This window comes from Jejuia spongiicola (genome assembly GCF_023502325.1).
Lineage (GTDB): Bacteria > Bacteroidota > Bacteroidia > Flavobacteriales > Flavobacteriaceae > Wocania_A > Wocania_A spongiicola.
This window is the reverse complement of record NZ_JAMFLZ010000005.1, coordinates 210,043-223,343: the sequence shown is the minus strand read 5'-3', so window position 1 is coordinate 223,343 and position 13,301 is coordinate 210,043. Positions and strand designations below refer to the sequence as shown.

The following is a 13,301-nucleotide window of genomic DNA, read 5'->3' as shown; positions in this document are numbered from 1 at the left end:
TCAAATTTAGCTTTTATGAATAATAAATATGGTAGGTCTTTTATGAAAGTCTACCATATTTTTTTTCCATTCATTTGCAGTTTGAGTTTTTATAAACTCTGTAGCTAAAGTAATATCGCAAGCAACACAAACATCAGTATTGTTTTCTAAGATATTGCTTAAATCTTCAATCATTTTATTATTTCGGTATGGTGTTTCAATAAAAATTTGTGATTGATTATTTTCAAATGATAAGCGTTCTAAACGTTTTATTTCTTTTTTTCTTTCTCCTTTATCAATTGGCAAATACCCACTAAAAGCAAAGTTTTGTCCATTCATACCAGAACTCATTAATGCCATTAAAATAGAAGAAGGGCCTACGAGAGGTATTACTTTTATATTTTTTTGATGCGCTAATTTTACAACATCTGCACCAGGATCTGCAATACCAGGGCAACCAGCTTCTGATAATAACCCAACGTTTATACCTTTTAAACAGGGCTCTAAAAACTCAGGTAATTCACTTGCGTCAGTAAATTTATTTAAATGAAACATCTCCAAAGCAGCTTGCGATTTTCCTGAGCTAATCTTTTTTATAAAACGCCGTGCTGTTTTTTCATTTTCAACAATGTAAGTATTTATTTGTTCAATTACTTTCTTTACAGACATTGGTAAAACTTCAAGAGGTGCATTGTTTCCTAATGTTGTTGGTATAAGATATAATTTTCCAAAAGCAGGACTCATATAGGTTTTCTAAAGTATTTAAATATGTAAAATACTAAAATATAATATTTAATTTATTTTAATGTAATTTTTCTGAAATGATGTTGCAAGCTTCGTCAAGCATTTTGTAAACATCTTCAAAACCTTCATCACCACCGTAATATGGGTCTGGTACATTGTAGTTTTGATTTGGGTAAACTTCATTTAAAATAAGTTTTACTTTAGTAATATCTTCGTCATTTCTAGCTAAAGCAATCACGTTCTTAAAATTAGATTCGTCCATAGCATAGATCATGTCAAATGCATCAAAATCTGATATATTAAATTGACGTCCTTTTAAATGAGAAATATTTATACCATATTTTTTTGCTACACTAACTGATCGTTTATCGGGAGAGTTTCCAATATGGTAGTTTGCTGTTCCTGCAGAATCTACTATAACATCATCACTTGTTAATTTAGAACGCATAATACCTTCGGCTAATGGTGAACGACATATATTACCCAAACAGACCATGAGAATTTTAGTCATAATAGTTTTTTGTGAGCCCTAAAATAATAATTAGGAGTTTGTTTTAAATTTAAACCGAAAGTTTTTTAGTGATATCTTCAACATATTTTCTGAATTGTTTATCAGTTGAAGATAAATTGTCTACTGTTTTACAAGCATGTAATACTGTAGCATGATCGCGTTTACCTATTTGTGAGCCAATACTAGCTAAGGATGCTTTAGTAAACTTTTTAGCAAAAAACATGGCTAGTTGTCTTGCTTGTACAATATGGCGTTTTCTAGTTTTTGATTGTAGTGTGTCAACATCCATTTGGAAATAATCAGACACAATTTTTTGAATATAATCAATCGATACTTCGCGTTTTGTGTTTTTAACAAATTTCTCAACTATTTGTTTAGCAAGCTCAATGGTAATTTCTTTTTTATTGAATGAAGATTGTGCAATTAACGATATAATAGCACCTTCTAATTCTCTAACATTTGTTTTGATGTTTTTAGCAACATACTCTACAATATCTTCTGGCATTTCAACACCATCTCTATAAAGTTTGTTTTTTAATATTGAAACTCTAGTTTCAAAATCTGGATTTTGTAACTCTGCAGAAAGCCCCCATTTAAAACGAGATAACAAGCGTTGCTCAATATCTTGCATGTCAACTGGAGCTTTGTCACTTGTTAAAATAACCTGCTTTCCGTTTTGATGTAAATGATTAAATATATGGAAGAAAACATCTTGAGTTCCAGATTTTCCTGAAAGGAATTGTACATCATCAATGATTAAAACATCAATTATTTGATAAAAATGAATAAAATCATTCCTATTATTCTTTTTTACAGAGTCTATATATTGTTGTGTAAATTTTTCAGCAGAAATATATAAAACTGTTTTTTCTGGATATTTGTCCTTAATGTCAACACCTATAGCATGAGCTAAATGGGTTTTACCTAAGCCAACACCTCCAAAAATTAGTAATGGATTAAATGATGTTCCACCGGGTTTAGCAGCAACAGCTAATCCAGCACTTCTAGCTAAGCGATTAGAATCACCTTCCAAAAAGTTTTCAAAGCTATAATTTGGGTTAAGTTGAGATTCAATCTTTACATTTCTAATTCCAGGAATAACAAACGGATTTCGCAACTCTGGACTTTTATTGTTTAAGGGAATATCAACATCTTGAGCTTTTACGGAACCTCTGTTAGAGCTTGGTATTTTTTCTGTAAATGGTTGCTTGTTGCCATAAGTGTTTTCCATTTTAATAATGTAAACAAGCTTGGCTTTTTCTCCTAATTCTTTAGTAAGTGATACTTTAAGGATTTTTACATAGTGCTCTTCAAGCCATTCGTAAAAGAATTTACTAGGTACTTGAATGCTTAAAGCATTATCAGTAAGTTTAACTGCTTTTATTGGCTCGAACCAAGTTTTGTATGCTTGCGGTTGGATGTTATCCTTTATAAATTCGAGACAATTATTCCATACCGATTGCGCAGTTATACTCATTGTTAATTTTTGTAGTTTTGTTAGTTAGTCTTTAAAATGAAAATTGATATTTTCATTTCCCCTCTTGGTTTGGCAAATATGTGAACAAAATTCTTAAAAAAAAAATGATTTACTATTGAATTTTTAGAAATTTTTCCTCATGTTTAAGCTCTAGCCGAAACTACAAAAAAATATTTAATAATCCCTATGAAATTCGACGAAATACAAATAAGAGTGAGATATGGTGAAACTGACCAAATGGGAGTAGTATATCACGGCAATTATGCATTATATCTTGAAATGGGGCGTATTGAGTGGTTACGTAAACAAGGAATTTCGTATAAGACCATGGAAGAAAACGGAATTATGTTACCGGTAGTTTCTTTGAATATAAACTATAAAAAATCAGCATGTTATGATGATGTAATTAATGTAAAAACTCAACTAAAAAAAGCACCAACAGCTAAGATTGAATTTGAGTATGAAATTACTAATGAGGAAGGAGATGTTTTAACAACTGCTGAAACTACTTTAGTTTTTATTGATATGAAAACGAATAGACCAGTTAGAGCTCCAGAGTATATTTTAGAGACAATTAAACTATAATTTATATTGGTTTGATGTCGATTTCGAATAAATGATTAAAAATTTCAAAAATTTGATTGGCTTCTTTTTTTCTTACCGAAATTGTGATTTGACAATCCATCTCTAATTTTTGATTAATAATATTTAAGCTTTTCTCTTTAATAATACGCATTACCGTATTCATATTTTTATAATCAAACGTAATTAAGTAATCTACATTAATTGTTTTTTTTAAAATATTGGAAGCGTCCAAAGTTAATTGTGCAGTTGTTTTGTAAGCATTAATTAAACCGCCAACGCCTAATTTAACACCGCCAAAATAACGTACTACTACAATTAATATATTAGTAACATTATAAGATTGTATTTGACCATATATTGGCATACCAGCTGAATTGTTTGGTTCGCCATCATCATTAGCACGATAGATTGTTTTTTCTTTTCCTATCTGGTATGCGTAGCACCAGTGTCTTGCTGCGTGATGTTCTTTCTTTAGTTTTTTTATGTAAAATTTAACATCATCTTCTGTAGTTACAGGAAAGGCGTAACCAAAAAACTTACTGTTTTTATCTTTAAATAAAATAGATTCAGTTGATTTACTAATAGTTTTATAAGTATCTCTTTCAGTCAAACAAATGATTTTTAATATTAAAAAGATGTGCTACATCTTCTGTTTTCGGATTGATGTGCCAAGTTTTAATTGCTAAAGATTCAGCGGTACTTATATTGTCTTTATTATCATCAATAAACAAACATTCATTTCCCTTTAATCTGTTTTCGTTTAAAACATATTCGAAAATATTTTTGTTTGGTTTTACTAAATGAATTTCGTGAGATAAATAAAAGGCATCAAAGCAATTTTTAAAATCATTGTAAAACAAAACATGCTGTTTTATCCAATTTATATGAAGCTCGTTTGTGTTGCTTAATAAAATGAGTTTGTATTTTGAAGATGCTTTAAGCTCTTTTAAAAAAGCTAATCTATGTTCAGGAAAATCTTTAAGCATATAGTTCCAAACTTTAATGAGCTCTTCTTTTGATAATTTTGGGAAATTTTCAGTATAAAATTCAAGAAATTCATCAGTAGAGACTAATCCTTGTTCGTATAAACTATTAAAGGCTATCATTTCATCTGAAATAGATTCAATTTTAAACGTTTTAAGAGCGTACTGTAAAGCTTCTTCTAGGTCTAAATCAATAAAAACATTACCAAAATCGAAAATTATGGTTTTAATCATTTTTGTAAAATTTGAGAGTGTCAGTTTTTATCTTTTCTTCAGATAAAGCGACTCTATTAAACTTAGGAGCTTTAATACCGGTATTAAATGAATTGTTTCCTGTAAATACACGAGCTTCATCCCAAAGGTTTTCATCTATAAAAGTTTGAAGTGTTTTTGTGCCTCCCTCAATAATTATAGAGTTTATGCTTTTTTGAAACAAAACGCCACAAATTTGTTTTGCTATATGGGTTGAAAAATCAATGATGTTTTTATTAATAATAATTGTTTCAGCTTCATTATTAAATACAGTATAACCTTTCGATAGTTTATTGTCTTTATCAATAACAACTCTTATTGGGTTTTGTCCAATCCAACTCCGTGAAGTTAAGCTTGGGTTATCATTTAAAACAGTATTAGTTCCAACTAAAATAGCTTGTTCTTCGGTACGCCATTTATGGACTAGTTGTCGAGAGCATTCATTAGTAATCCAAACTGGTTTTTGTTCATCTTTAGTTTCTGGAGCAATAAATCCATCTAGAGTTTCTGCCCATTTTAAAATAATATAAGGACGTTTTTTATTATGAAATGTAAAAAAGCGTTTGTGGTGACTTTTACATTTATTTTCTAAAACCCCAACAATAACATTACAACCAGCATTTTTAAGTTTTTCGATGCCTTTTCCTGCTACTTTAACATTGTCATCAATACAACCAACTACCACATTTGGTATTTGGTGTTTGATGATTAAATCGCTGCAAGGAGGTGTTTTTCCAAAATGAGAGCAAGGTTCTAAAGTCACATAAAGAGTTGCTTCTTTTAACAATGATTTATCCGAAACAGAATTTATGGCATTTACTTCGGCATGGTTTTCACCGTATTTACTAGTGTAACCTTCGCCAATTATACTGTTGTTGTGAATAATTACTGAACCAACCATAGGGTTTGGTCTTGTTGTTCCTAATCCGTTTTCAGCAATTTCTAAGCAGCGTTTTATATATGTCTCGTGGTTGTTCAATGCTATAATTTAATCTTTACATTTTCAGTTTTATCTACATTATAGGTGTACGAAAACCCTAATACCTTATATATTATGTCGCCTTTATATTGTACTTTAAGTTTTTTGCTAAACAAACTACCTATTAACCCGCCAAGGTTTTTGTTACTAAAAATACTGTCAGTTGGAATATTGGCTTTTAAAGGAATGGAGAATTCTTTTTTTGCTGGCACTTTAAAACTTTCGGTTGAAACAGAAGCCATTTCAGTGTCATTAACAAATACTTTAATTTCTTCAGTTTTTAATTCACCACCAATATCATTTGGGTTTAAAAACAAAGCATCAGCAGTAAATGTTACATACCTAGAAGTAGATTCAATAACCTTAATGTTTTCAACATTTAAAAACACAGGTTTTTCTTTAACCGAACACCCTAAAAAAGTAAACAATATTGTTGATAAAATAATAAAACTCTTCACTTTGCTTTTTTTATATTTAAGTATCTTCACTTGCATAAAATTATTATTTTAAAGTGAGTAAAGATACTATAGTTATTCGAGAAATTAAGCCTGAAGATAATGCTCAAATCGAAGCTATTATCAGAGCATGTTTCCATGAGTTTAAAATTCCGTTAGAAGGTACAGCATATACAGATAATGAAACGCCAAAGATGTATGAGTCTTACCAAAATCTAAACGAAGTCTATTATGTTATTGATAATAATGGTAGCATACTAGGTGGTGGTGGCATTAAACCTTTAAAGGATTTTGAGAGTGATGTTTGTGAAATACAAAAAATGTATTTTTCGCCAGAAGTACGAGGGAAAGGTTACGGTAAGCTTATGTTTGAAAAATGCATGGAAGCTGCAAAAAAAATGGGTTATAAACAGTGCTATTTAGAATCGGCATCGCAACTTAAAGCTGCCATTCATATTTACGAAAGTTATGGCTTTAAACATTTAAAAGGTGCTTTAGGAAATACAGGACACTATTCTTGCGGTGTTTGGATGATAAAAGATTTATGATATGAGCATTACTTTAATTGCAATACTATTAGATACGTTTTTATGTGAATTACATCTGTCAAATAAAAAACAATTTGAATAGATGAAATTAAAGGATATTCAAAACACATTTCATAAAGCGTTAGATTCCTTTTATGAAAAAGAAGAAATAGATAGCTTTTTTTTTATGCTGATTGATTCGTTTTATAATGTATCGAGATTAAAATTAGCTATGGAACCAGATTTTAAAATTGAAAACCAAAACATTATCATTGATGCTTTAAATCGTTTAAAACAAGAAGAGCCTATTCAGTATATTTTAGGTGAAACTGAATTTTATGGATTACAGTTTAAAGTGAATAATCATGTTTTAATACCACGACCAGAAACAGAAGAATTAGTAGAGTGGGTGATTTCGGAGTTAAGAGATCAAAAATCAGAATTCAGAATTTTAGATATTGGCACTGGTAGTGGTTGTATCGCTATTGCTTTAGCCAAAAATATACCAAATGCTAAAGTTTATGCTTTAGATATAAGTAAAGAAGCACTAAAAATAGCTAAACAAAATGCAGAATTAAATGCTGTTGAAGTTAAATTTGTTAAAGCTGATATATTGAATGTGAGTTGTGATGAATATGTTTCTGCATTGCAAAAATTTGATATTATTGTATCTAACCCTCCATACGTTAGAGAGCAAGAAAAGCAGCTAATGAAAGATAATGTATTAAGCAATGAACCTCATTTGGCGTTATTTGTAAAAGACGAGAATCCATTATTATTCTATAATACTATTTCGGATTTTGCAAGAACTACATTGAATGATAAAGGTATGCTGTTTTTTGAAATCAATGAATATCTTGGAAACAGCATGATTCAGCTACTAAAAGAGAAACGCTTTAAAAACATAGAATTAAAACTAGATATCTTTAAAAAAGATAGAATGATAAAAGGAGAAATTGCTAATGAGTAACATTCAACAACATATAGAAAACCTACGTAACGAACTTAGAGAACACAATTACAATTATTACGTTCTTGATAATCCCACAATTTCAGATTATGATTTCGATATAAAATTGAAAGAGTTGCAAGAACTCGAAGCTAAGCATCCTGAATTTTTTGATACTAATTCACCTACTCAACGTGTTGGAGGTGCTATTACTAAAAATTTTGAAACTATTGTGCACGAACATCGTATGTACTCATTAGATAATTCGTACTCAAAAGAAGATTTGCAAGATTGGGAGGCACGTATCAAAAAGTTAGTAGATGGTGATATTAAATATACCTGTGAGTTAAAATATGATGGAGCCTCTATAAGTTTGACGTATGAAAATGGATTATTGGTAAGAGCTGTAACACGAGGGGATGGTTTTCAAGGAGATAATGTTACTGCTAATATAAAAACCATAAAATCAGTGCCCTTGCAGTTAAAAGGCGATTATCTACCAAAATTTGATATTCGAGGAGAAATAGTTTTGCCATTTGACGGGTTTAATAAAATGAATGAAGAGCGCATTGAGCTAGGCGAAGAACCTTATAGAAATCCTAGAAATACAGCATCTGGTAGTTTGAAATTACAAGACAGTGCTGAAGTTGCAAAACGGCCTTTAGAATGTCTATTGTACAATCTTACGGGTTCTAATTTAGGAATTCGCACACAATATGAGAGTTTAGAAAAAGCAAGACAGTGGGGTTTTAAAGTGCCAGATGCTGCAAAATTGGTTAGTTCTATTGATGAGGTTTTAGAATTTGTAGAATACTGGAATGTGCACCGACACAATTTGCCATATGAAACCGATGGTGTTGTTATTAAAGTAAATAATTTGCAACAACAAGAAGAATTGGGGTATACTGCAAAAGCACCTCGTTGGGCAATGGCATATAAGTTTAAAGCTGAACAGGTTTCAACTAAATTAAACAATATAACATATCAAGTTGGTAGAACAGGAGCCATAACCCCTGTTGCTAATTTAGAACCTGTTGAGTTGGCAGGAACAACTGTAAAACGTGCATCATTACATAATGCAGATCAAATAGAAAAATTAGATATTAGAGTAGGTGATGAGGTGTTTGTAGAAAAAGGAGGAGAGATTATCCCTAAAATTATTGCTGTAGATTTTACTAAACGAGACTCGTTTTCTAATCCAACACTATATATAACAAATTGCCCAGAATGTAATACCGAATTAGTAAGACAAGAAGGAGAAGCTCAGCATTATTGCCCAAATTATAATGGATGTAACCCTCAGATAATAGGACGCATTCAACATTTTATATCTAGAAAAGCAATGGATATAGATGGTTTAGGAGGAGAAACTGTCGCGCTTTTAGTTAATGAAGGCCTAATTAATAATTACTCTGATTTATATGAATTAACAAAAGAGCAGGTGATGCCTTTAGAGCGTATGGCAGAAAAAAGTGCAGAAAACTTAGTTTTGGGCATTGAAGCTTCTAAGCAAATTCCATTTGAACGTGTTCTGTTTGCTTTAGGTATTAGGTTTGTTGGAGAAACTGTGGCCAAAAAATTAGCTAAGCATTATAAAAGCATTGATGCGATAGCCATGGCATCAGGTGAAGATTTAGTAAATGTTGACGAAATAGGTGTTAAAATTGCAGAAAGTGTGTTGTCTTTTTTCAAAGAAGAAAAAAACATATTAATATTAGATAGATTGAAACAATTTGGAGTTCAGTTAGAAATGTCTGCAGATCAACTTATTGGTCAGACAAATATTTTACAAGGACAATCAATTGTAGTAACTGGTGTCTTCGAATCAATATCAAGAAATGATTTAAAAAAGCTTATAGAAGATAACGGTGGTAAGGTAAGCAGTTCTATTTCTTCAAAAACAAGTTTTATAGTTGCAGGAACAAATATGGGACCTAGTAAAAAGCAAAAAGCAGAAAAGCTAGATATTGTTATAATAAATGAGTATCAATTCTTACAAAAAATACAATAAAATTAATTTTTATCGATAAAATGTATTTTTTTATCGCTTAATTGTAAAATATTTTTATATTTGTACCCTAACTGTAAATTGCTGTTATGTACAAGTCGAAAGTCTTGATTGGTTTAATTGTATTAGCTTATGTCCTTTTTATTGTTTTTCAATTTAATGGAAATGAGTTGATGGCATCTAGCTTTAGCTCGACTATATTCCCATTAATTGCATTACTTTATTATATTACAATTAAACCCAAAACACTGTTTTTTGGGTTGTTTTTGGTATGTTATTCGTTGTCAGAATTAGCGTTTTTTACCATTGACTTTGTTCCTTATCTTTATTATTATTTTATAGGAAATACTTTAAGTATGTTGTCATACGCTTTTCTTTTAATTGAGATATGTAGATCTGTTTGTGGAATTCATGTTATAAAAAATTTCAAGATTCATATAATAGTGCTAATGGGGTTAAATACTTATATAGCATATATTTTACAAGAAGCGGTAAGCCCATTTTTAGAAATGACAAATGAATATTTATTGGAGATTACATATAACATTATTATGCTTTTGTTATTATCAGTATCTCTTCTAAATTACTTCTATAAAGATAATAAGAAGTCTTTGTTCTTATTTTTTGGAGCTTTATGTATTGTTTTTAGTGAAGTTATTAATGTGGCTTATTTGTATGTAGCACACCAAAATATACTTAACTTTATTTCTGTTTCTTTATTTGTATTAGCATTCTATTTCTTGTACCAACAATCTAAATTGGTTGAAGAACCAGTTGAAGAAATGATAATAGAAGAATAATTATATTTTTATTTATTTATAAAAGGAATATCTTTTCTGTATATATAAAGAATTATTGCAGAGAGTACAAAAGTTGCTACAGCTGTAAAGAATAAAATGCCTCCATCATTATTTATATCAATACCAAGTTTAGTTAAATGCATAAAAATAGCACCAGAAATAACACCAATTGTTATAGATGCTCCAAGCCATACAGTTTTAGGAATCAATAATAATATACCGGCTATAAGTTCTAAAACGCCTATGCCAATTCTTCCAAAAGGTTCTAATCCAACGGTTTCAAAAATATATACACTATCTGGGTGCGCAGTGAATTTGAATCGGAGTGTTTGAATTAAAATAATTGCAACAATTATTCGTAATGCTAATGGAATGTGCTTTTTCATATTCTTATAAATAAAATTAATTAAATAGTATATAGACAACTAATATAACTGTTTTTTGTAACTACATCTTTATCGCTAAAAAGCTAAATACTAACAAAATAATCGATGAAAAGCGTGATTTTGACGCTGTAATTAATTTTTTTTATATATTTGTTTTCAACCTACTTATAAAAATACCATGAAAGATTTACTTCTACTTAGCTTTAATAAGGTTTTTTTTGGCGCATTATTACTTCTTATTACGGTTACTATTTTAGGAACTTATAGCGAAGATGTTTTAGCTTTACAAACTACTAAGGCGTTATTCATTCCTGTTTTTTTAATCTTTTTTTTCGTAAAAAATAAATCGTTAAGCCTTCCTGTTATTTCTTTTTTTATATTTTCTTTTTTAGGAGATGCTTCGTTGGCTTTTTTTGAAAATGATATTTTTATTAAGGCTTCTAGTACTTTTTATTTTTTAAGTTATATATGTTTAATAGGTATTGCAATTTCTAAATTTAAGTTTTTTGAGGTTGATAAAGTGGTTGGTACATACTTAATAGTAGTTTTTTTAATAAATGCTTATTTTTTATATACGTTATATGGTATATTAAAGGCAATTGTGCCAGATAGTTTGGAGGTGTTCTTGTTTGGAGTTAAAAACATTTCGTTAATACTCTTAATATTTTTAGCTTTTGGAAAATATTTAGCTAATGATACAAAGCCCTCAATACTTTTTTTATTGGTTGCTCTATGCTTAGTATTTTCAACTATTCTAAACTATGTTAGTTTGTATTATGTTTACAGTTGGAGTTTTGTTATGCTAGAAAGGGTTATTTATGCAATTGGTATTTATCTTTTATTAAATTATGTTATGGAAGAAAATAAAAGCGCCAGAATTCTTGATAAACCCCAGAATAGTTATAATTCTGATAATATTTTTGCTTAAACTATTATTGATGTTCCATCGGCAGTTTTATTTTTATTTGAGTCTAAATAAAAATCAATTTTACCAAGGTTAATGCCATAGCAACCAACTTGATTAACTAGTACATTTTTGTTTTCAACATTTTTAACAATAGTTGGTTTCTTTAAAAAAGTATGAGTATGTCCACCAATAATTAAGTCAATATTTTTTGTTGCAGCTGCAAGTTTTAAATCACTAATTTTTGTTTCACTATTTCTGTAATTATACCCTAAATGGGATAAGCAGATTATTAGATCACATTGTTCTTCTTCTTTAAGAATTCTTGTCATATCTTGAGATATTTCAATAGGATCTAAATATTTAGTCTCTTTAAACATGGAAGGATCAACTAATCCGTTTAACTCTATTCCTAATCCAAAAACACCAATTTTTATGCCCCCTTTTTTAAATACTTTATAAGGTTTTACATGCGTGTCCATAATAGTATTTGAAAAATCATAATTTGCAGATATGAAATCAAATTGAGCATGAGGTAGTTGAGTATAGAGACCTTCGATACCATTGTCAAAATCATGATTACCAATGGTGGCTGCATCATATTTGAGTTTGCTCATTAACTTAAATTCAAGTTCTCCTCCATAATAATTAAAGTAAGGCGTACCTTGAAAAATATCGCCAGCATCAAGCAATAATGTATTGGGGTTTTCTTTTCTAATAGACTCTATTAAACTAGCTCTACGAGCAACACCGCCTTTGTTTGCGTTTCTGCCATCTTCTGGACCAAAAGTATCGATATGACTATGCACATCGTTTGTGTGTAAAATAGTAATCTTTGATGTCTTTAAAGAAGAAGTGAAAGACTGTAATCCTAAACCTCCTAGTGTTACTAAAGCGGTACCAGCGGTTGCTTGTTGTATAAAATTTCTACGTTTCATCGAGCAAATTATTTTATTTGAATAAACCTATCATCAATAACGGGGTTTATAGTATCTAGTTTTATGAATTTATCAATTAAGGCATTTCTTATCTTATAATTTAAAACATATAGACTATCATTATTTTTAAAAAATGTCATATTGCTCCCCCCATTATATAAATAATCATTAGTAGCTACATGGTAGACTTTGTTTTTGTCAATATTTTTTTCGTTAATTTTTGCTTCAATTACATTAAAATCTTTGTCAAGAACTAGTTTAAATTTAGAAATTGGATGGGCTCTTTTTCTTGTTTTTAAATATTCAACAATACTATCAATTTGAGAACCTTTCAATGCTACAACAACTACACTATTTTCAAACGGCATTAATTGGAAAGCAGTCCTTTTTGTAACATTTCCTTTGGGTAAAATAGACCGAATACCTCCATAGTTTAGTAAAACCATATCAATATCTTTTCCTGTTCTGCTCTTAAAAACAGGATTGGCTTCGCTGTAAACAGCATCTGCCATAAAGTTACCAACAGCAGTGTTTAAATCGCCATCAGTTTTTGAATACAAGTCAACAGAATATGCTAAAACACTATCTAAATCCTTTTGGATATGATCTCTATAAGGCTTAATAAATGATTCGATTTCTGTATTTGACGATAAACTATCAGTAATTTGAATTTGTTCTCCTTGGATTTTTGTTAGATGCAATTTTTCTTGTTTGCACCCAAAAAAAATAAAAAAATTTAACAAAAAAATAAAATGTGTGAACCTCATATAATAACCAATTTTTTTGAATGCAGTTTTCCTACCTTTGCGAAAAGTATAAAGATA

Annotated in this window: 16 protein-coding genes; 6 read left to right on the top strand and 10 right to left on the bottom strand. The window is 29.7% G+C overall.

What is annotated here, in order from left to right; translation table 11 throughout:
• Positions 1–6 precede the first annotated feature (6 nt).
• From M3P09_RS13320 to dnaA, 3 genes are read right to left on the bottom strand one after another with little or no spacing between them, the layout of a single operon-like run.
• Entirely contained in the window at positions 7–723 is a 717-nt protein-coding gene (locus M3P09_RS13320; protein WP_249973512.1) for an SAM-dependent methyltransferase, read from the bottom strand.
• A gap of 58 nt (positions 724–781) precedes the next feature.
• Complete coding sequence (locus M3P09_RS13315) at positions 782–1,234, bottom strand: low molecular weight protein-tyrosine-phosphatase (RefSeq protein WP_249973511.1); 453 nt, start codon at positions 1,232–1,234, stop codon at positions 782–784.
• A gap of 49 nt (positions 1,235–1,283) precedes the next feature.
• Positions 1,284–2,711 (bottom strand): chromosomal replication initiator protein DnaA, encoded by a 1,428-nt coding sequence (gene dnaA / locus M3P09_RS13310; protein ID WP_249973510.1) that lies wholly within the window; start codon positions 2,709–2,711, stop codon positions 1,284–1,286.
• A gap of 186 nt (positions 2,712–2,897) precedes the next feature.
• Between dnaA and M3P09_RS13305 the strand changes: the two genes are divergently transcribed.
• On the top strand, positions 2,898–3,296 hold the full coding sequence (locus M3P09_RS13305) for an acyl-CoA thioesterase (protein WP_249973509.1): 399 nt from the start codon (positions 2,898–2,900) through the stop codon (positions 3,294–3,296).
• Between the two features lies 1 nt (position 3,297).
• Here M3P09_RS13305 and M3P09_RS13300 read toward each other — a convergent pair whose 3' ends face one another.
• Genes M3P09_RS13300 through M3P09_RS13285 form a run of 4 tightly spaced genes read right to left on the bottom strand, consistent with a single transcriptional unit; the run spans position 3,298 to position 5,968 of the window.
• Complete coding sequence (locus M3P09_RS13300; protein WP_249973508.1) at positions 3,298–3,906, bottom strand: IMPACT family protein; 609 nt, start codon at positions 3,904–3,906, stop codon at positions 3,298–3,300.
• Positions 3,899–4,513, bottom strand: coding sequence for an HAD family hydrolase (locus M3P09_RS13295; RefSeq protein WP_249973507.1), 615 nt, complete (start codon positions 4,511–4,513; stop codon positions 3,899–3,901). Before M3P09_RS13295 ends, M3P09_RS13300 begins: the two co-directional genes overlap by 8 nt.
• Positions 4,506–5,510: a bifunctional diaminohydroxyphosphoribosylaminopyrimidine deaminase/5-amino-6-(5-phosphoribosylamino)uracil reductase RibD gene (gene ribD / locus M3P09_RS13290; RefSeq protein WP_249973506.1), complete on the bottom strand. Its 1,005-nt coding sequence runs from the start codon at positions 5,508–5,510 to the stop codon at positions 4,506–4,508. The genes M3P09_RS13295 and ribD overlap by 8 nt, the downstream gene beginning before the upstream one ends.
• Positions 5,511–5,512: 2 nt before the next feature.
• Positions 5,513–5,968, bottom strand: a complete 456-nt coding sequence (locus tag M3P09_RS13285) for an LEA type 2 family protein (RefSeq protein ID WP_249973505.1) — start codon at positions 5,966–5,968, stop codon at positions 5,513–5,515.
• Positions 5,969–6,021: 53 nt separating this feature from the next.
• Between M3P09_RS13285 and M3P09_RS13280 the strand changes: the two genes are divergently transcribed.
• The 4 genes from M3P09_RS13280 (at position 6,022) to M3P09_RS13265 (ending at position 10,249) form a co-directional block, all read left to right on the top strand.
• Positions 6,022–6,513 (top strand): GNAT family N-acetyltransferase, encoded by a 492-nt coding sequence (locus tag M3P09_RS13280; protein ID WP_249973504.1) that lies wholly within the window; start codon positions 6,022–6,024, stop codon positions 6,511–6,513.
• Positions 6,514–6,595: 82 nt separating this feature from the next.
• A complete protein-coding gene (gene prmC, locus M3P09_RS13275) occupies positions 6,596–7,462 on the top strand; it encodes a peptide chain release factor N(5)-glutamine methyltransferase (RefSeq protein WP_249973503.1) in 867 nt (288 codons plus the stop codon).
• Complete coding sequence (ligA, locus tag M3P09_RS13270; protein WP_249973502.1) at positions 7,455–9,452, top strand: NAD-dependent DNA ligase LigA; 1,998 nt, start codon at positions 7,455–7,457, stop codon at positions 9,450–9,452. The genes prmC and ligA overlap by 8 nt, the downstream gene beginning before the upstream one ends.
• An 86-nt stretch (positions 9,453–9,538) precedes the next feature.
• Complete coding sequence (locus M3P09_RS13265; protein WP_099563235.1) at positions 9,539–10,249, top strand: hypothetical protein; 711 nt, start codon at positions 9,539–9,541, stop codon at positions 10,247–10,249.
• 8 nt (positions 10,250–10,257) lie between these two features.
• Here the strand turns inward: M3P09_RS13265 and M3P09_RS13260 are convergent, their stop codons facing one another.
• The gene (locus tag M3P09_RS13260) at positions 10,258–10,635 is read right to left on the bottom strand and encodes a DoxX family membrane protein (protein WP_099563234.1); all 378 of its coding nucleotides are present in this window, start codon (positions 10,633–10,635) and stop codon (positions 10,258–10,260) included.
• A gap of 178 nt (positions 10,636–10,813) precedes the next feature.
• Between M3P09_RS13260 and M3P09_RS13255 the strand changes: the two genes are divergently transcribed.
• On the top strand, positions 10,814–11,563 hold the full coding sequence (locus M3P09_RS13255; protein ID WP_249973501.1) for a hypothetical protein: 750 nt from the start codon (positions 10,814–10,816) through the stop codon (positions 11,561–11,563).
• Here M3P09_RS13255 and M3P09_RS13250 read toward each other — a convergent pair.
• The gene (locus tag M3P09_RS13250) at positions 11,560–12,477 is read right to left on the bottom strand and encodes a bifunctional metallophosphatase/5'-nucleotidase (protein ID WP_249973500.1); all 918 of its coding nucleotides are present in this window, start codon (positions 12,475–12,477) and stop codon (positions 11,560–11,562) included. The two genes, M3P09_RS13255 and M3P09_RS13250, sit on opposite strands and share 4 nt — an antisense overlap.
• An 8-nt stretch (positions 12,478–12,485) precedes the next feature.
• Complete coding sequence (locus M3P09_RS13245; protein ID WP_347709812.1) at positions 12,486–13,178, bottom strand: 5'-nucleotidase C-terminal domain-containing protein; 693 nt, start codon at positions 13,176–13,178, stop codon at positions 12,486–12,488.
• Between the last annotated feature and the right edge of the window lie 123 nt (positions 13,179–13,301).

Excerpts from the sequence above, each read along its gene's own strand:
- dnaA (WP_249973510.1), bottom strand. The coding sequence starts at position 2,711 with ATGAGTATAACTGCGCAATCGGTATGGAATAATTGTCTCGAATTTATA.
- M3P09_RS13320 (WP_249973512.1), bottom strand. The coding sequence starts at position 723 with ATGAGTCCTGCTTTTGGAAAATTATATCTTATACCAACAACATTAGGA.
- M3P09_RS13260 (WP_099563234.1), bottom strand. The coding sequence starts at position 10,635 with ATGAAAAAGCACATTCCATTAGCATTACGAATAATTGTTGCAATTATT.
- M3P09_RS13315 (WP_249973511.1), bottom strand. The coding sequence starts at position 1,234 with ATGACTAAAATTCTCATGGTCTGTTTGGGTAATATATGTCGTTCACCA.
- M3P09_RS13295 (WP_249973507.1), bottom strand. The coding sequence starts at position 4,513 with ATGATTAAAACCATAATTTTCGATTTTGGTAATGTTTTTATTGATTTA.
- M3P09_RS13265 (WP_099563235.1), top strand. The coding sequence starts at position 9,539 with ATGTACAAGTCGAAAGTCTTGATTGGTTTAATTGTATTAGCTTATGTC.
- ligA (WP_249973502.1), top strand. The coding sequence starts at position 7,455 with ATGAGTAACATTCAACAACATATAGAAAACCTACGTAACGAACTTAGA.
- M3P09_RS13250 (WP_249973500.1), bottom strand. The coding sequence starts at position 12,477 with ATGAAACGTAGAAATTTTATACAACAAGCAACCGCTGGTACCGCTTTA.
- prmC (WP_249973503.1), top strand. The coding sequence starts at position 6,596 with ATGAAATTAAAGGATATTCAAAACACATTTCATAAAGCGTTAGATTCC.
- M3P09_RS13255 (WP_249973501.1), top strand. The coding sequence starts at position 10,814 with ATGAAAGATTTACTTCTACTTAGCTTTAATAAGGTTTTTTTTGGCGCA.
- M3P09_RS13305 (WP_249973509.1), top strand. The coding sequence starts at position 2,898 with ATGAAATTCGACGAAATACAAATAAGAGTGAGATATGGTGAAACTGAC.